The 18,061-nt window shown below is 64.6% G+C and carries 15 protein-coding genes; 12 read left to right on the top strand and 3 right to left on the bottom strand.

The genetic code is table 11. The features are described from left to right. Window positions 1-2: 2 nt before the first annotated feature. Together ISP20_RS05455 and petA are read right to left on the bottom strand one after the other, a co-directional pair. A complete protein-coding gene (locus ISP20_RS05455) occupies window positions 3-1,304 on the bottom strand; it encodes a cytochrome b (RefSeq protein WP_204635075.1) in 1,302 nt (433 codons plus the stop codon). Then, window positions 1,304-1,909 (bottom strand): ubiquinol-cytochrome c reductase iron-sulfur subunit, encoded by a 606-nt coding sequence (gene petA, locus ISP20_RS05450; RefSeq protein WP_204635074.1) that lies wholly within the window; start codon window positions 1,907-1,909, stop codon window positions 1,304-1,306. Before petA ends, ISP20_RS05455 begins: the two co-directional genes overlap by 1 nt. A 383-nt stretch (window positions 1,910-2,292) precedes the next feature. Here petA and ISP20_RS05445 point away from each other — a divergent pair, with 383 nt between their 5' ends. Continuing rightward, window positions 2,293-3,480 (top strand): S1C family serine protease, encoded by a 1,188-nt coding sequence (locus ISP20_RS05445; RefSeq protein WP_204635073.1) that lies wholly within the window; start codon window positions 2,293-2,295, stop codon window positions 3,478-3,480. Here ISP20_RS05445 and ISP20_RS05440 read toward each other — a convergent pair. Further along, window positions 3,466-4,557 carry a lytic transglycosylase domain-containing protein gene (locus tag ISP20_RS05440; protein ID WP_338030969.1) on the bottom strand — a complete coding sequence of 364 codons (1,092 nt, stop codon included), beginning with the start codon at window positions 4,555-4,557 and terminating at the stop codon, window positions 3,466-3,468. The genes ISP20_RS05445 and ISP20_RS05440 overlap by 15 nt on opposite strands. A gap of 308 nt (window positions 4,558-4,865) precedes the next feature. On the opposite strand from ISP20_RS05440, the gene miaB reads away from it, so the two are divergent. The 11 genes from miaB to corA all read left to right on the top strand — a co-directional run bounded on the left by miaB (window position 4,866) and on the right by corA (window position 17,995). Continuing rightward, on the top strand, window positions 4,866-6,218 hold the full coding sequence (gene miaB / locus ISP20_RS05435; protein ID WP_204635072.1) for a tRNA (N6-isopentenyl adenosine(37)-C2)-methylthiotransferase MiaB: 1,353 nt from the start codon (window positions 4,866-4,868) through the stop codon (window positions 6,216-6,218). Next, window positions 6,215-6,709: a GNAT family N-acetyltransferase gene (locus ISP20_RS05430; protein WP_204635071.1), complete on the top strand. Its 495-nt coding sequence runs from the start codon at window positions 6,215-6,217 to the stop codon at window positions 6,707-6,709. Before miaB ends, ISP20_RS05430 begins: the two co-directional genes overlap by 4 nt. Before the next feature lie 9 nt (window positions 6,710-6,718). Then, the gene (locus tag ISP20_RS05425) at window positions 6,719-7,702 is read left to right on the top strand and encodes a PhoH family protein (RefSeq protein ID WP_204635070.1); all 984 of its coding nucleotides are present in this window, start codon (window positions 6,719-6,721) and stop codon (window positions 7,700-7,702) included. Next, entirely contained in the window at window positions 7,699-8,178 is a 480-nt protein-coding gene (ybeY, locus tag ISP20_RS05420) for an rRNA maturation RNase YbeY (protein ID WP_204635069.1), read from the top strand. The genes ISP20_RS05425 and ybeY overlap by 4 nt, the downstream gene beginning before the upstream one ends. A gap of 437 nt (window positions 8,179-8,615) precedes the next feature. Beyond that, complete coding sequence (locus ISP20_RS05415; protein WP_204635068.1) at window positions 8,616-9,887, top strand: HlyD family secretion protein; 1,272 nt, start codon at window positions 8,616-8,618, stop codon at window positions 9,885-9,887. A gap of 19 nt (window positions 9,888-9,906) precedes the next feature. Next, window positions 9,907-11,169, top strand: a complete 1,263-nt coding sequence (locus ISP20_RS05410; protein WP_204635067.1) for a hypothetical protein — start codon at window positions 9,907-9,909, stop codon at window positions 11,167-11,169. Next, window positions 11,166-13,136: a glycosyltransferase gene (locus tag ISP20_RS05405; protein WP_204635066.1), complete on the top strand. Its 1,971-nt coding sequence runs from the start codon at window positions 11,166-11,168 to the stop codon at window positions 13,134-13,136. Before ISP20_RS05410 ends, ISP20_RS05405 begins: the two co-directional genes overlap by 4 nt. Before the next feature lie 14 nt (window positions 13,137-13,150). After that, window positions 13,151-14,674, top strand: coding sequence for an efflux transporter outer membrane subunit (locus ISP20_RS05400; RefSeq protein ID WP_204635065.1), 1,524 nt, complete (start codon window positions 13,151-13,153; stop codon window positions 14,672-14,674). Between the two features lie 142 nt (window positions 14,675-14,816). Beyond that, window positions 14,817-15,662 carry a CorC family transporter gene (locus tag ISP20_RS05395; RefSeq protein WP_204635064.1) on the top strand — a complete coding sequence of 282 codons (846 nt, stop codon included), beginning with the start codon at window positions 14,817-14,819 and terminating at the stop codon, window positions 15,660-15,662. A 50-nt stretch (window positions 15,663-15,712) separates the two neighbouring features. Further along, complete coding sequence (locus tag ISP20_RS05390; protein WP_425490803.1) at window positions 15,713-16,933, top strand: lipoprotein N-acyltransferase Lnb domain-containing protein; 1,221 nt, start codon at window positions 15,713-15,715, stop codon at window positions 16,931-16,933. 45 nt (window positions 16,934-16,978) lie between these two features. Next, a complete protein-coding gene (corA, locus tag ISP20_RS05385) occupies window positions 16,979-17,995 on the top strand; it encodes a magnesium/cobalt transporter CorA (RefSeq protein ID WP_239535370.1) in 1,017 nt (338 codons plus the stop codon). Window positions 17,996-18,061: the final 66 nt, after the last annotated feature.

The following is an 18,061-nucleotide window of genomic DNA, read 5'->3' as shown; positions in this document are numbered from 1 at the left end:
GCTTATTCATGGTCAAACACCACCCGCTCCGGAACCGGCTTGGTCTTTTCCCAGCCGAGGTGCGTGTAGCACCACAGGAACACGAAGTAACCGAAGTAGAGCAAGGTCATCACACGACCGAACGCGTTTTCCCAGAAGGTCGCATCCGCCGGCACCCACTCCGTGGTCAACTCGCCCACCACGCCCGCGCCCACCAGGGCCAGGCCGATGAAGGAGGCAGCGAAGGTCATCAGCGCCACCTTGAAACCGGTGCCGCGATAACGGATGGAACGCACCTTGCCGCCATCGATCCACGGCAGCACGAACAGCAGTGCGATCGCGCCGAACATGCCGAGCACACCCCAGAACGCCGTGCCGAAGAACGACGGGATCATGCGCAGGATCGCGTAGAACGGGGTGAAGTACCACGACGGCTTGATGTGCGACGGCGTGACCAGGTTGTTGGCGGCAATGAAGTTGTCATGCTCCAGGAACCAGCCACCGAAGGTCGGCGCGAAGAAGATGATGAACGCCGCGATGACCAGGAAGAAGCCGACGCCGAACAAGTCCTTCACCGTGTAGTACGGATGGAACGGAATGCCATCGGCCGGCTTGGTCGGATCCCAGCGGTTGCCCTTGGGACCGTGCTTGGTGTCGACGCCATCGGGGTTGTTCGAACCCACTTCGTGCAGCGCGGCCAGATGCAGCACCACCAGCAGCAACAGCACCAGCGGCAAGGCGATGACGTGCAGCGCGAAGAAGCGGTTGAGCGTGGCATCCGCCGGCAGGTAGTCGCCCATGATCCATTCGACCAGCGCACCGCCGATCACCGGAATCGTGCCGAACAGCGAGATGATCACCTTGGCGCCCCAGAACGACATGTTGCCCCACGGCAACACGTAGCCCATGAAGGCTTCGGCCATCAGCGCCAGGAAGATCAGCATGCCCAGCAGCCAGACCAGTTCGCGCGGCTTCTGGTACGAGCCGTACATCAGGCCGCGGAACATGTGCAGGAACACCACCACGAAGAACAGCGAGGCGCCGGTGGAGTGCATGTAGCGGATCAGCCAGCCCCACTCCACGTCACGCATGATGTACTCGACCGAGTTGAAGGCTTCCGCCGCACTCGTCTTGTAGTTCATGGTGAGGAAGATGCCGGTGACGATCTGGTTGACCAGCACCACCAGCGCGAGCGAACCGAAGTAGTACCAAAGATTGAAATTCTTCGGCGCGTAGTACTCGGTCATGTGCTTGCGGTACGTGGGCATCAGGCCCGGCGCACGCTCATTGACCCAATCGCCGATACGCGTGAATACGTTGGCCATCAGCCGGCCTCCTTCGGATCCACGCCAATCTGGATGTGCGTGTCGTCCATGAAATGGTACGGCGGCACGAGCAGGTTCTTCGGTGCCGGCACGCCCTGGTAGACGCGACCGGACATGTCATAGCGTGACTTATGGCAGGGGCAGTAGAAGCCACCCTTCCAATCCGGATCGAACGGCTCGGGCTTCATCACCGGCACGAAGTCGGGGACGCAACCCAGGTGCGTGCACAGGCCCACCAGCACCAGCCACTCGGGCTTGATGGAGCGGGTTTCGTTCTGCGCGTACTTGGGCTGCTGCTCGGCCGAACCGCTGTCGGACTTGGCGTCGACAAGGCGGGCATCCTGGCTGGGCAACGCGTCGAGCTGCGCCTTGGTGCGGTTGACTACAAACACCGGTAGACCGCGCCACGGGTAGGTTACCCGCTGGCCCTCTTCGATCTTGCTGATGTCGATCGTGACCGGCGCACCAGCGGATTTGGCCCGCGCACTGGGTTCCCACGATTTGATGAAGGGCACGACTGCCGTTACGACTCCCACACCACCAACCACTGCCGTGGTCGCTGTGAGGAAGCGGCGGCGGCCGTGATCGACGACTTCGTTCGCCATCAGGCTCTCCGGTACTTACATGCCATTGAGACGCGGAACTTAATGAGTTCCACAGGTGCTTGCCAAGCGCATCGATCAAATTCGGCAGCAAGAGACTACATGCTGCGAACCAAAATTCCCCCTAAGACTCCCCCTTAGAGAACAGCAGGCACGCGCGGCACCAGCACGATGAGCATGCAGCGAGAGCTACAGGCTTCCGTTGTCGGGACCTCAGCGCACCGGGGCAACCCCGGGACGACCCGCTTCGCAAGCGCCAGTAGAATCAGGCTCCCGCAAAATCGCGTTAGTGTAGCGTCAGGGCATGACTCGTACAATAAAACCGCCGTGCCTGCGACACATGCGCACACCCCTCTCTAACGCCTTGCCGTGAAACGCATTACGACATGAAACATGCCGCTGGCACGCTCGCATTCATCGCCCGCTTCGTGGTGCTCGGGCTGGCGGCTGCCTTCGTCATCAGCCTCGCATGGCCCGATGTCGGCCATCGGCTCAGGGAACGTTTCGGGGTTGCGCCGACCGCCAACACCGAGTCGGTCAGCAGCGCTTCCGCGCCGGCACGCACGAGCGGCCCAATTTCTTACGCAGACGCTGTGGCCAAGGCTGCACCCTCGGTCGTAAACATCTACGCCAACAAGATGGTCACCGAGCAGGCCGTGCAGATGTACACCGACCCGGTGCTGCAGCGCCTGTTCGGCGGGCGCCCTGCCGGCCCGGCATACAAGCGGCGCGAGCAAAGCCTGGGGTCGGGCGTGATCGTGCTGCAGGGTTACGTGCTCACCAACAATCATGTGATCGCCAACGCTGACGATATCCAGGTGCTGCTCTACGATGGGCGCGTGGCCAAGGCCACCCTGGTCGGCGCGGATGTGGAGACCGATCTGGCCGTGCTGAAGATCGACGCCGGCAACCTGCCGGTGATCCACATCGCCGACCATCGCCCCACCCGCACCGGCGACGTGGTGCTGGCCATCGGCAATCCGCTGGGCCTGAACCAGACGGTGACCATGGGCATCGTCAGCGCGATCGGCCGCCAGTTGAGCAGCTCGAGCCCGGAAGATTTCGTGCAGACCGATGCGGCGATCAATCTCGGCAACTCCGGTGGCGCACTGGTCAACACCGACGGTGAGCTGGTGGGCATCAACACCTTGCTGATCGGCAAGGCCGCCAATGCCGAAGGCATCAGCTTCGCCATTCCGGTGGCCAGCGCCAAGCGCGTGCTCGATCAGATCATCGATACCGGCCATGTGGTGCGCGGCTGGATGGGCGCCGATTACACCTTCGTGCCCGTCGCCGCCGACAGCGGCCTGCCCGCCGCCGCACGCGGGGCGCAGGTCACCGATATCTATCCCGGCGGTCCGGCGGCGACGGCCGGCATCCAGCCGCACGACATCCTGCTGCGCATCGGCTCGCAGGACATTGTCGATCCCGCCGATCTGCGCAAGCACGAGGCCGCGCTCAAGCCGGGCAGCAAGGTGGAAGTGTCGGGCCTGCGCAACGGCGCGCCGTTCCACACCGAAATCATTCTCGCGCAGCGTCCGCCGACCACGCCCACGGCCTCACTGGATAGCTGACAGCCCCGCCGCCGCCACCGGCGAGCGGCCGCCGCCCGGATGGATGGCCAAACCGTAGCGCTTGCGCAGCGTGCCGACGCGTTCCACATAAACTTGCGTTTCGGCGAACGGCGGCACGCCGTTGTAGCGCTGCACCGAACCGGGGCCCGCGTTGTAGGCAGCCGCCGCCAGCCGCTCGTTGCCGTTGAACGTGCGCAGCAACAGGCCGAGATAACGCGCACCGCCACGGATGTTCTGCGCGGAATCGAACGCATCGCGCACGCCCATGTCGCTGGCCGTACCCGGCATCAGCTGCATCAGGCCCTGGGCGCCCTTGATGGAAAGCGCACGCGGGTTGAACGCGCTTTCCGCATGGATGATGGCGCGCAGGAACGCCTCGTCGACACCCGACTCCTGGCTCGCCAGCTGGATCACGTCGGTATAGGCGCCGAGATTGAGCGCCACCGCATCCCAGCGGATGTTCGAATGCAGGTTGCACGCGACGCAGGTGGCGATGTAGCTGAAGAGCATGGTCACCGCGTGGCCCTGCTCGCCCGCCGGACGCAAGTTGGTGTATTCCACGCTGCCGTCCTTGCGCACCACGCGATAGACCGCGCCGCGCAAGACGCGGCTGCCGTCACCGTCGGCGTCCGCGACGGGCTTGTCCGGAACGGAGGCACTACGCGCTGGGCTTGCTTCGCTGTAACTCCATTGCCCCGGCTTGCCCGCCGGCTTGGGCGGAACGACTCGGGCACTGGTGACCACCGAATCCTCGACCCAGGCCACCGAAGGCGGCTGCGGCACGGGCGCGGGCGCGACCTTGTTGGCCGAGGTTTCCGCCGAACCCTTCACCGTGGCCAGCGAAGGCGCGGTGGGCGCGGGCTTTCTGCGAACCGGTTCGGGCGCGCCGGCAATCCGGCTGCACCCCTGATAGCCCGCCGTGCTGCTGCTGAAAACCACCTCACCCGACGAACCGGAGCAGCGGTAGAGCGCGCCGGCATGCACCGGCAGCGACAGCGCACCGGCCAGCACGGCAGCCACGGCAAGCAGCCGCCGGATCGCCGTCGCGCCCAGCCGCGATGAAGGCAGCCCACTCACGGACTCCCCTCGGGCCGCCCAGCCTTGGCGGCGGCCTCATCACGGTCAAGCAGCGACATCGTTCCCCCTCGTTCTTTCTTCCCGGTCAATGCTTTGCAAGCGCCGGGCCAGGCGGCAGTGTGCCTCTGCGCGGGCCTTCCGCCAAGCGCTCGCGGGTCGATTCGTGCGGCAGTGCCTGTTTCCGGCCCCGCCTGCGCGCAAGTGATTGATCCGGCACGCGGGTTCCAGTGGCGACAGCGCCGCCGGGAGCGTAAACTGCGCGGTTCGGCAAACCTCGCGCCGCCTTCGGAACCACGGTACCCAAGCCCATGACCGGCAAGCTTTTCATCAAGACCCACGGCTGCCAGATGAATGAGTACGATTCGGCCAAGATGGCCGACGTGCTCAAGGCCTCGCACGGGCTGGAACTGACCCAGGACGAAGCCGAGGCGGACGTCATCCTGATCAATACCTGCTCGATCCGCGAAAAGGCTCAGGAAAAGGTCTTCAGCCAGCTCGGCCGCTGGAAGGAACACAAGGCCGGCGGCAAGCCCGTGCTGATCGGCGTGGGCGGTTGCGTGGCGTCGCAGGAAGGCCAGGACATCATCAAGCGCGCGCCCTATGTGGACCTGGTGTTCGGTCCGCAGACGCTGCATCGCCTGCCTCAACTGATCGAGGCGCAGCGTGCCAGCGGCAAGCCGCAGGTGGACATCAGCTTCCCCGAAATCGAAAAGTTCGATCGGCTGCCCGAACCGCGCGCCGAAGGCCCGACCGCGTTCGTGTCGATCATGGAAGGCTGCTCCAAGTACTGCTCGTATTGCGTGGTGCCCTACACCCGCGGCGAGGAAATCAGCCGTCCGTTCGACGACGTGCTGGTGGAAGTCGCCCAGCTGGCCGCACAGGGCGTGCGCGAAGTGAACCTGCTGGGACAGAACGTCAACGCCTATCGCGGCCCCACGCACGACGGCGGCACCGCCGATCTCGCCGTGCTGATCCACGCGCTGGCGCAGATCGAAGGCATCGGCCGCATCCGCTTCACCACCTCGCATCCGCTGGAGTTCTCCGATTCGCTGATCGAGGCGTACGCCAACGTGCCGCAGCTGTGCAACTTCCTGCACCTGCCCGTGCAGGCCGGCTCGGATCGCATCCTCACTGCGATGAAGCGCGGCTACACGGCGCTGGAGTTCAAGCAGAAGATCCGCAAGCTGCGCGCGGTGCGTCCGGACATCTGCATCTCCTCGGACTTCATCGTTGGCTTCCCCGGCGAGACCGACGAAGACTTCGAGAAGACCATGAAGCTGATCGACGATGTGGGCTTCGACCAGAGCTTCTCCTTCATCTTCTCCTCGCGCCCCGGCACGCCGGCCGCCAATCTGGCCGACGACACCTCGCAGGAAGAGAAGCATGCACGCCTCACGCGCCTGCAGGCCAAGCTCAACGACAACGCGCGCCGGATCAACGAGGCGATGGTCGGCACGGTACAGCGCGTGCTGGTGGAAAAGATCAGCCGCAAGAGCGCGAACGAAGTCACCGGCCGCACCGAGAACATGCGTTTCGTGAACTTCCCCGGCAGCACCCGCATGATCGGCCAGTTCGTGGACGTGGTGATCACCGAAGCGATGAGCAACTCGCTGCGTGGCCGCGTGAAGCTGGCTGACGAAGACGTCGCGCTGGCCTCGTGACGGCAGCCCTCTCGATCCGCGAAATCGGCGCCGACGAGTTCGGCCTGGTCTGGCCGCTGTTCCGCAGCGTGGTGGCCGCGGGCGACACCTACAGTTATCCGCCCGACCTGACGTTCGAACAGGCACGCGATTGGTGGACTTCGCCGCCCACGCGCTGCTTCATCGCCGAACGCGAGAAACTGGTGCTGGGTTGCTACATGCTCCGCCCGAACCAACCGGGCCTGGGCGACCATGTGGCCAATGCCGGCTATATGGTTTCCCATGCCGTGCGCGGACAGGGCGTGGCTTCGGCCATGTGCGAACATTCGATGGCATGGGCCCGCGACGCAGGCTTCACTGCGATGCAGTTCAACTTTGTGGTCTCGACCAATACCTCCGCGGTGCGCCTATGGCAGCGCCACGGTTTCCGCATCGTCGGTCAGGTGCCGGGCGCATTCCGCCACGCCGCCCATGGCCCGACCGATGTCTACGTGATGCACCGCCCTCTCTGACCCATACCGATGACCAACGGCCTCCATCAACGCGACTTTTCCCTCGAGCCGGAAGACAACGCACGGCTCTCCAATCTCTGCGGTCCCTTCGATGAACATCTGCGCCAGATCGAACTGCGCCTGGGCGTGGAGATCAACCATCGCGGTGCGCTGTTCCAGGTGATCGGCGAGGAAACCGCGTCGCGTGCGGCGGAAAAAGTGCTGCGCGCGCTTTACGGCGTCACCGAAAGCGAGTCGCTCAACGGCGCTAAGATCAACCTGCACCTGGCCGAATCGGGCATCGAGGCGATCGTCGCCGATGCCGACGGCACGCAGGAGGTCACCATCCGGGTGAAGCGCGGCGTGATCAAGGGACGCGGCCCTAATCAGGCGCGCTACCTGCACGCCATCACCACGCATGACATCAGCTTCGGCGTGGGTCCGGCCGGTACCGGCAAGACTTACCTCGCGGTGGCCAGCGCGGTCGAAGCGCTGGAAGCCAATCGCGTGCAGCGCCTGCTGCTGGTGCGTCCCGCGGTGGAAGCCGGCGAAAAGCTGGGCTTTCTGCCGGGCGATCTGTCGCAGAAGGTCGATCCCTATCTGCGCCCGCTGTATGACGCGCTCTACGAAATGCTGGGCTTCGAAAAGGTAGCCAAGCTGATCGAGCGCAACGTGATCGAGATCGCGCCGCTGGCCTACATGCGCGGACGCACGCTCAACGACTCGTACGTGATTCTCGATGAAGCGCAGAACACCACGGTCGAGCAGATGAAGATGTTCCTGACCCGCATCGGCTTCGGTTCGGTGGCGGTGATCACCGGCGACGTCAGCCAGGTCGACCTGCCCCGCCACGTGCGCTCGGGTCTGCGCCATGCCGTGGAAGTGCTGCGCGGCGTGGACGGCATCAGCTTCACCTTCTTCACCTCGCGCGACGTGGTGCGCCATCCGCTGGTGGCGAAGATCGTGCGCGCGTACGAAGCGTTCGAGCAGGCATCCGACGAGCCGCCGCGATGAGTGCACCCGTGACGCTTTCGGTAGGCTACGGCGCCTCGCGCAAGGGCGTTCCTGCCTCGGGCAGCTTCCACCAATGGGTCGAGGCCGCCCTCCGTGGCGCAAAGCGCCGCAAGGCTGCCGAACTCTCCATTCGCATCGTCGATGCGAAAGAAGGTCGTACGCTCAACCGCGACTACCGCGGCAAGGACTACGCGACCAACGTGCTGTCCTTTCCGGTCGAGCTTCCACCCGGCATCAACCTGCCGCTGATCGGCGACCTCGTGATCTGCGCACCGGTCGTGGCACGCGAAGCATTGGAGCAAGGCAAGCCATCGCGCCACCACTGGGCGCACATGACGGTACATGGCGTGCTTCATCTCATCGGATACGACCATATCGATGACAAGGAGGCCGAACAGATGGAGGCGCTCGAAACGCGCATCCTGGCTGGCCTCGGCATCGACGATCCCTACGCTGTCGACGATAACGACGACTGATGACGCCATCCGCTTCGCAGGCTTTTGCGCGAAAACTCGCGCCCATCGAAGCCAGCACGCGAAAAACAGCGCGCAACGTGTTGATCACTGTCATCCCTTCATCTCACACGCTGCTGCAATGCGACAGCTTGATGTCAATCGCGTGTTCTGCGCGAGTGACGCCTATTCATTTTTTGAACTGATATCTAACTGTTCCTGAGCGTTTTCCGGGCCGAAGACAGGCGAGGTTCATCGCCAACGCACTATTCCTTGGCGGGTCCGGTAACTGACGCATCGCATCAACGAGGAACGTCATTCGACGTCGCGGCACGTAAGCCACCCATCCTCCGGACTTCAATTCACTGGCCGCCATCTCCACGAGATGTGCCTATTTCCGCCCCGCTTCGGCGCACGGGCGCAGGCGTCTGCGCGACGTCTATTTTCTAAAGGCGATTGTTTTGAAGACCGACCTTCTGCCCACCGAACGCTTTCCCCACACCGCTGCTGCGCCATCCCGGGAACTGGCCCCCGCACGCAAGTCGCCGCTCGCGATCGTGCCTCGCCTGGCTGGCTATGGGTTGTTGGGATTCATCGCGTGGCTCCTGCTTTCCACGCTGCTCGAGCCCTGGCTGTCCAACCGCGCCACGCGTGCCGTGCTCAATGCTCCCGCCATGCTGATCACCACGCCCATCAGCGGCACCGTCAGCGAACTGCATGCGCAGATCGGACAGTCCATCGAGCCGGGCCAGACGATTGCCGTCATCAAGAACAACACCGTGGCGCGCGATTCGCTGACCACCTTGCTGACGCAGCGACTCGATCTGCAGAGCCGTCTGGATGACCTCGATCATCGCATCCAGGCGGATCGGCGCATGCTCGAATACGTCAACCATCAGTACGATCAGTACCAGAACGCCAATGTGTCTCAGCTAAAGAACACCTATGCGTCGCTGCAGGCCCAGCAGGACGCGGCCTCGGCCAAGCTGGAGGAGCTGGACACCAAGTACCAGCGCGCCATGACCTTGCAGCGCGATGGCGCGGTGAGTGCAGCTACCGTATCGGCAGCGCGTGCCGAGGCGGACGCCGCCCGCAACGAAGCCGATGCGCTGGACAAGAGCGCCGACGGCATGGGCGCCAGCATCGCCGCCGCCCAGCGGGGCATCTATGTGGCCTCGGGACAGAGCAGCAACGACCAGCTGAGCCAGCTTTCGCAGCGGCGCGCCGACCTGCAAAGCAGCATTACCGGCGAGCAGGCCCAGCTGGATGCGCTGAACAAGCAAATGAGCGATCTCAACAACCTGGTCACCCACGAACAGGATCGCGTGCAGACGCTCTCCGATTACGCGGTGAAGGCGTTCGGCAACGGCGCGGCGCAGGACATCGTGGCGCCCGTCGGCACCCAGGTGACGGCGGGAGCAACCTTGGTACGCGCCTCCGATTGCAGCAAGACCGACGTGGTTGCCGTATTCCCGGCCAGGATGGCTGGACGACTGAACGTGGGCACGAGGTTGCGCGTGCAGATCGAACCCTCGGGTCGGTCGCACGACGCGCATATCTCGCAAATTCTGCCCACCGCGAACGAAGCGCTGCAGAACGGCTACAGCGCTCCCTTCCCCTATGCCGAAGACGGCTCGGTCTATGCGCTCGCGCAGTGGGATACGCAAGACGGCGCCAACGCCGGCATGCCGCCGTGCACTCCGGGCCGAAGCGTCACGGCGAGCTTGCGCTGATCGCATGATGGAGGTCGGCATGTTCGTACGACGACGTTACTTCCCCAGCATCGCACTGCTTCTGGCCATGATGGCTTCCGGGTCCGCGCTGTCCACCGACACGACCCGGCAGCAGCTTGCCGATGGCACCTGCTCCGCGCTGCGCTCGGCCGCCACGGCCATTCCCGGGCAAGGTCCCATGGTGTTGTCCAGCTATCCGAATCTGCAGCCCGGATCGGTGAGAGCGCTGGAGAACGTGGCGTTCGTCTACGACAACGCACTGGCCGGCATCGCGCTCACGGCTTGCGGCGACGCCGCGCAAGCCAGGCGCATCGCCGATGCGCTGCTGATCGCTGCGTCGCACGACCCCAGCTTCAACGATGGCCGTCTTCGCAACGCCTATCGCAGCGGCGCGATCGCAGACGACAAAGTTGAATTGCCTGGCTATTGGGAGAGCAAGGGCAACTACTGGAGCCAGGATCCTTATCAGGTCGGCACGGCCACCGGTAACGCCGCATGGGCAGCCCTGTTGTTGCTCACCGTCCATGACAGCAGCCACGACCGGCGATACCTGGATGCCGCCGTGGCCCAGCTGCGCTGGATACAGGCTCACACATTGGGCAAGGCGCCCGCCGCTTACGAGGGTGGCGTGTTCGGTTACGACAACGCCCAACGCCCACAGCACTGGAAGGCCACGGAACACAATCTGGACGTCTATGCGGCCGCGACATGGGCCGGACGCGAGGCCGGCGACGCCGCGTTGACGCAACAGGCCAAGCTGGCGGGAGACTTCGTGAGGTCGATGTGGGACCCGGCCCAGCACCGCTTTTTCGTGGGCACGCTGGACGACGGCAAGACGCTTTCCCGGGACAAATCCGGGCTCGACGCACAGGTATGGCCGCTGCTCGCTTTCGATCCGCACCCCTCCGACTGGGACCAGGTGTGGTCCTGGGTCGACTCGCAACATCGAAGCGGCGACGGCTACGGCTATCGCCGCCAGCCGGACGGCGTGTGGACCGAGGGAACGGCGCAGGTCGCCACGACACTGCAGGCGAGCGGAAAGACCGTGCCTGATGCGCTGTGGCAGGTGCTCGCTGCGCAGCGTAGCAGCAGCGGCATGCTCTACGCCACGCCGCAGCCGCGCATCGCCACCGACTTTGCGATCGGTCCAACCTCCACCTACGCCGACTTTTTCTACTACCACCAGCCTCACCTTGGCGCGACCGCCTGGGCCGCCTTGGCCGCCAAAGGCTGGAATCCCTTCGTGGGTCACGCGATTGCCCACGCGGAGCAGACGCCATGAGCTTTCCCTTCGACGACATGTCCATGCTCGAAGTGATCGGGCTTACCTTGCTCCTCGGCGCGGGGATGGCGCGCTTTGCCAATCCGCATCGCCAGTTTGACCGCTTGCTGTTCGGCCTGTTGTCCGGCGGATTGCTGCTGCGTTACGCGCTCTGGCGTACGGCCGACACGCTGCCCGATCCCACCCACGGCCTCGCCAGCGTGTGGTCGTACGTGTTCTATGCCTTCGAGATGGTCTCCATCGTGTACACCCTGGCGGCCATCGCGGTGATGGTGCGTCGACGTGACAACCGCCCGCAGGCCGATGCCGGCGAAGCCCGACTGCGCGCGGCCGGCACCCACGTGCCCGCCGTGGACGTCTTCATCGCCACCTACAACGAGGACTGGCAGATCCTGGAGAAGACCATCGTTGCCGCCAAGGCGATCGACTATCCGCATGTCGCCGTATGGGTGCTGGACGATACGCGCCGCGACTGGCTGCGCGACCGCTGCGCCGAGCTGGGCGTGAACTACACCCGCCGACCCGACAACCGCCATGCCAAGGCGGGCAACCTCAACAACGGCCTGCGGCTCTCCGCCGGCCACACCAATGCGCCCTACATCCTGGTGCTGGACGCCGATTTCGCGGCGCAGAAAAACATCCTCTATCGCGTACTCGGCCTGTTCGCCGATCCGAAGGTGGCGCTGGTGCAGACGCCGCAGTTCTACTACAACGCCGATCCGATCCAGCACAATCTGGGGGCGACCGACAGCTGGGTGGATGAGCAACGCGTGTTCTTCGACGTGTTCCAGCCCTCGCGCGACGCCTGGGACTCGGCATTCTGCGTCGGCACATCGTTCGTGATTTCCCGCAAGGCGATCACCGACGCCGGCGGTTTTCCCACCGACAGCGTGTGCGAAGACATCCACACCACCTACCTGTTGCGCAAAGGCGGCCACATCACGCGATGGCTCAACGAGCGCCTTTCCGTGGGGCTTTCCGCCGAAGGGCTGGTGGAATACATCAACCAGCGCGGCCGCTGGTGCCTCGGCACCATGCAGGTGGCGTTGCTCAAGGACGGCCCCCTGCGTGGCGCGGGCTACAAACTGATCGACCGCCTGCACTACATCCACGGCATGCTGCACTGGATCGGCAAGCCGTTCCTGCTGATGATGCTGGTGGCGCCGGTGCTGTACTGGTACTTCGGCATCGCCGCGTTCTACACCTCGCCGGAGCGATTCCTGTACTACGGCCTGCCGGCACTGATCGGCTTCTGGTTCTACGGCCCGTGGATCACCGAACGCAAGACGTTGCCGATCTTCACCGAGGTGACGCAGCTGGTAGCGGCCTATGCCGTAACCCGGACCATCATCTCGGCCTGCATCCGTCCGTTTGGCCGTCCGTTCAAGGTCACCGCCAAAGGGCTGGATCGCAGCAAGGTCGTGGTGCACTGGCGGCTCGCCGGCTTCTTCATCGCGCTGATGCTGCTGCTCCAGGCCGGTGCGGCGAACACCATCATGAATGCCGACATGAGCGCCGGCACCATGTTCAACCTCGGCTGGACGCTGATTGCCCTGGTGCTCAACCTGGCCGCCATCATGGCCTGCGTGGATCTTCCGCGACTGCGCCAGGAAGAGCGCTTTCCGTTCCACCGCGGCACACGCTGGCGGGTGGGTGCGCGGGAGGAAACCAGTCAATTCATCGATATCTCACTCAGTGGTGCCGCCCTGCGCCGCGGCCCAGGCATGCCCGCACGTGGTGAACGGCTGCGCGTGCTGGTTCCCGAGGTGGGTTGGGTGCCGGCGCGGGTCGCCCGCCACAGCAGGCGCCGCCTGTGCGTGCACTTCGAAACCAATGAAACATTGCGGCATCGACTCATCGAACTGATCTTCAGCCACACGCCGCACAACGTTGCCACCAAGGCGCGGCCGCTGCGTGCCTTCCTTCGCCTGGCCCGTCTCGCCGGCCTGCCTTTTTCTTCGCGCTGATTCCGGAGCTAGCCATGAAGCCCTTGATTGTCGCTGCGTCTCTTACCACCTGCCTGCTTGCCGCCTGCACGATGGAACCGACCTATCAGCGCCCGAGCATGCCGGTACCCAACCGTTATCCCGAACAGGCGAGAGTCACCCAGGCCTCGACCACGGCCGCACCCGCGCCGGCGCCTGCAATGCCCGAACTGGAATGGCGTGACTTCTTCAAGGACCCGGCGCTGCAACGCCTGATCGAGATTGCGCTGGACAACAACCGCGACCTGCGCATCGCTGCCGCCAACATGGCCGAGGCGCGTGCGGGCTATGGTGTGGCGCGAGCGAATCTGTTTCCCGAAATCGATCTGCAGGGCTACGCCGGACGCCAGCGTTTGCCGGGAATGACCCAACAACCGAGCAACGGACTGCTGGGCCCGATCCAGAACAACCGAACCACCGCCGCCTCGTTCAATACCTTCCAGGCGCAGGCCGGCATGACCAATTACGAACTCGATTTCTTCGGCCACCAGCGCGCCATTGCGCACGAGTCGGGCAAGCTGGCCGAGGCCAGCGCCGCCGATTACCAGGCCGCCCGCATCGCCGTGATCGGCGAAGTGGCCAACGCCTATCTGGCGCTCAATGCCGATCGCGCCCTGCTGCAGCTGGCCCAGCAGACGCTCGCCGCGCAGCAGCAACACGCGCAGGTGATGCAGAACGCTTTCAGGGACGGCGGCGTGTCGGAGTTCGACATGCGCCGATCACAAACCCAAGTAAACGCCGCCCAGGTGGACGTCGAAGACGTGCAGACCCGCATCGCCAAGGACATCAACGGCATAACGGTGTTGATCGGCCAGCCGTTGCCGGCGGGCTACGGCACCCCGAGCCAGTGGCAGGCACCGCTGTTGACCGATGTGCCGGCGGGACTCCCCTCGTCCCTGCTGGATCGCCGTCCCGACGTCGTCGCTGCCGAGGACCGCCTGCGTGCGGCCAACGCCGACATCGGCCGCGCCCGTGCCGCCTTCTTCCCGAACATCGCGCTCACCGCCGCGCTCGGCGCGTTGAGCGGCGGCCTCTCCAACCTGTTCTCGGCCGGCTCGCTGGCCTGGAACGCCGGCGCTTCGGCCACCATGCCGCTGCTGGACTGGGGCAAGAACAAGAACGAGCTCTCCGCCAGCAAGGCCCGCTATACCGGCGCCACGGCCGCCTACGAGGGCACCGTGCAGCAGGCCTTCCGCGAAGTGGCCGATGCGCTGGCCGTGCGCGACCACATCGTGCCCGAACTCAAGGCCCAACAGGAACTCGTGGACCAGTCGCAACGCGTCTACGGCATCTCGCAGGTCCGCTTCAAGGAAGGCATGGACGACTACATCGCCACCCAGGACGCCCAACGCTCCCTCTATGCGGCTCAGCAAAAGCTGGTCGGCCTGCAACTCGACCAGGCAGTGAACCAGGTCAACCTCTACAAGGCCCTGGGCGGCGGCTGGAATGGCGGCCGCGGCCAGACGGCCGGGGTCGCCAGAGCGCCGTCGCAGCCGCCGGCCACGGCCAGCGCCCGCTGAACTCAAGGGCTTCGCATGGTGCGGGCTGGGCCGCCCCTGCTGTATCGGCGCCCCTCCCCTCCCTCGCCTTGTTCCTGAATCGTCACGAATTTTCCGCTAGACTGGCCATTCCGCCCGACCTTGGGCAGCATCCGCACGAGTAATGAACGAGGACCCTGGCAGTACCAGCGGCCCGGCTCACCGCAGTTGGTGGGATCGACTGGGCCACATGTTTTCTGGCGAGCCGCGCAACCGCAAGGAGCTCATCGACGAGCTGCGCACCGCCCAGGCCAACGGCCTGATGTCCATCGACACCCTGACCATGGTCGAGGGTGCGATCAAGGTGACCGAGCTGAGCGTGGACGACGTCATGATCCCGCGCGCGCAGATCGTGATGCTCTCGGCCGAAGCCCCCCTGAAAGATATCCTCGAGACCGTGGTCGAATCGGGCCACTCGCGCTTCCCCGTGCACGGCGAAGACAAGGACGACATCCTCGGCATCCTGCTCGCCAAGGACCTGCTGCGCTTCGTGGGCAATGGCGATCATTTCGACATCGCCAGCGTGCTGCGCCCGGCGGTGCTCATTCCCGAATCCATGCGCCTGAATGTGCTGCTGGCGGAGTTCCGCCACACGCGCAACCACATGGCGCTGGTGGTGGACGAGTACGGCGGCGTCGCCGGCCTGATCACCATCGAGGACGTGCTCGAACAGATCGTCGGCGAGATCGACGACGAACACGACGATGAAGAAGAACCCACGCTGATGCACGAGCAATCGGGCGGCGACTGGGTGGTCAGCGCGCTTACCCCGATCGCCGATTTCAACGAGCAGACCGGCGCCAACTTCTCCGACGAGGAATTCGATACGGTGGGCGGCATGTGCACCTCCGAGTTCGGCCATCTGCCGGAAGTGGGCGAGGAAATCGTGATCGGCGACTACCTGTTCCACGTCACCGAAGCGGACGATCGCCGCGTGCAGGCGTTCCGCGTGACCCGCCAGGAAAACTGAGCGTGCATTCTCCAGGCAGGACGCCGGCGCCAACGCGCCTTGGTCGCTTTATCGCCAGCGTCGCCAGCCTGTTGCTGTGCTGCGCGCTGTTCTGGCCTGCGCTGGCGAGCGCCGGCGTAGCCAATGCACCGGGCAGCAACCTCGAAGTGTCGCTGATCACCTATGGCCCCGGCGACACCTACTGGGAGCGCTTCGGTCACGACGCCATCGAGCTGCGCGACACCGTGAGCGGCGAAGCCGTCACCTTCAACTACGGCGTGTTCGACTTCGACGAAAGCGGCTTCCTGCTGAATTTCGCCCGCGGCCAGATGCACTACCTGATGGACGCCGCGCCGTCCGACGTCGACCAGCACTACTACACCGAAGTCGGCCGCTCGGTAACGCGCCAGCGCCTCGCCTTCACCGCGGCCCAGGCCGCGGACATGCGCGACTACCTGCTGTGGAACCTGCAGCCCGAAAACGCGCGCTACGACTACGACTACTACGTACGCAACTGCGCCACCCGCGTGCGCGACGCACTCGACAAGGCACTCGGCGGCACCCTTAAGCCGCAGCTCGAAGCGCGCCCCGGCGGCATGACGTATCGCCAGCAAACGGCTCGCCTGATGAGTCAACAGGCATGGCTGATGCTGATTCTCGACCTTGGCCTTGGCCCCTACGCCGACCAGCCGATGAACGCATGGCAGGAAGCGTTCCTGCCGATGGAGCTGCAGCGGGAAATCAACCATGTCACGGTGAACAACGCGGAAGGCCGCGCGCAACCGCTGGTGCTGGACGAACAGCTGCTGTCGCCCAATCGCCTCGATGCGCCGCCTGCGACGGCACCGGATCTTCGTCTGCCCCTGGCGTTGGCCGCCCTGCTCTTCGCCGTTCTCTTGCTCGCCACGTATCGCTTTGCGCCCCTGCTTTACGCGCTGCTGGGCTCGCTGTATCTGGTGCTCGCAGGCCTTGTTGGCGTCACCCTGCTGATCCTGTGGACACTCACCACGCATCACTCGGCGTGGGGCAACGTCAACCTGCTGCTGTTCAATCCACTCGCCTTCTTCCTGCTGCCCGCGCTGTGGCGGTCACGCAAGCGCTTGTCCGTATCTCGCTTCGCCACCGGCCTGATCGCACTGCAACTGCTCGCCGTCCTCGTCGCCTGCTTGCTGCATTTGCTGCCCGGCGTGGTGCAGCAGAATCAGCCGTGGTTGCTGTTGGCGCTGCCGGTGTGGCTCGTGATGGCGTGGTGCATGCGGCGCCCACAATCGGTGAACGCCTCCGCGGCTTGAGCCATTGTCGTTGCCCTGTCTTCGATGGCGGCGCATGATTTACGCATGGATATGACCGCCACCAAGCCCACCGACCTCGTGCCTCCGACCTCCATGGTCGTCAACTGCGTCGCCTATCGCTTCGATGGACAGCGTATAGGCGACATCAGCGTCGATGAGATCAGTGAAGTGCTCAAGCAGCCCGACACGTTTGTCTGGGTGGGACTGCACGAGCCCGATGAGTCACTGCTGCACAAACTGCAGGAAGAGTTCGACCTGCACGATCTTGCGATCGAGGACGCCCAGGCGGCCCACCAGCGCACCAAGATCGAAACCTACGGCGATTCGCTGTTCGTGGTGGTGCAAACCGCGCAGGTGGTCAACGGGCATATCGCCTTCGGCGAAACGCACGTGTTCCTGGGCCCGCGTTACCTGGTCACCGTTCGCCACGGCGCCTCGCTTTCCTACGCGCCGGCTCGCCGCAACTGCGAGCACACGCCGGACCTGCTCGCGCTCGGCCCGGCATACGGCCTGTACGGCGTCCTCGACTTCATCGTCGACAACCTGCTGCCGATCGTGCGCGACTTCCGTGAAGAGCTGCAGGAGCTGGAAAAGGACATCTTCTCCGACACCTTCAGGCGCAGCACGATCCGTCGCCTGTACGACATGCAGCGTGACCTGATGACCCTGCGCCTCGCGGTGGCGCCGATGCAGGACATCATCAGCCAGCTTGTGCGCCAGCATCCGCAGCTCATCCCCGACGAACTGCGCGCCTACTTCCGCGACGTCTACGACCACGTGTTCCGCGTCAACGAATCGATCAGCGCCATGCGCGAAATGCTCGCGGCAGCCATCAACGTGAACTTGTCGCTGGTGACCTTCGGCCAGAACGAAGTGATGAAGCGCCTCGCCGGTTACGCCGCCATGCTCGCCGCCCCCACGCTGATCACCAGCTGGTACGGCATGAACTTCGCGCATATGCCCGAGCTTAATAAGCCCTGGGCGTACCCCATGATCATCGGTCTGGTGCTTGCCATCGTGACCACGATCTACTTCATCCTCAAGCGCAACCGCTGGCTCTGATCGGCGGTTTACTTCCGCTCACGCGCAAAAGAAAACGGCGGCCCGGAGGCCGCCGTTTTTACATCT

The organism is Dyella kyungheensis, from assembly GCF_016905005.1.
Taxonomy (GTDB): Bacteria; Pseudomonadota; Gammaproteobacteria; order Xanthomonadales; family Rhodanobacteraceae; genus Dyella; species Dyella kyungheensis.
Note: the sequence above shows the minus strand (reverse complement) of the source record. Positions and strands in the feature narration are given on the sequence as shown.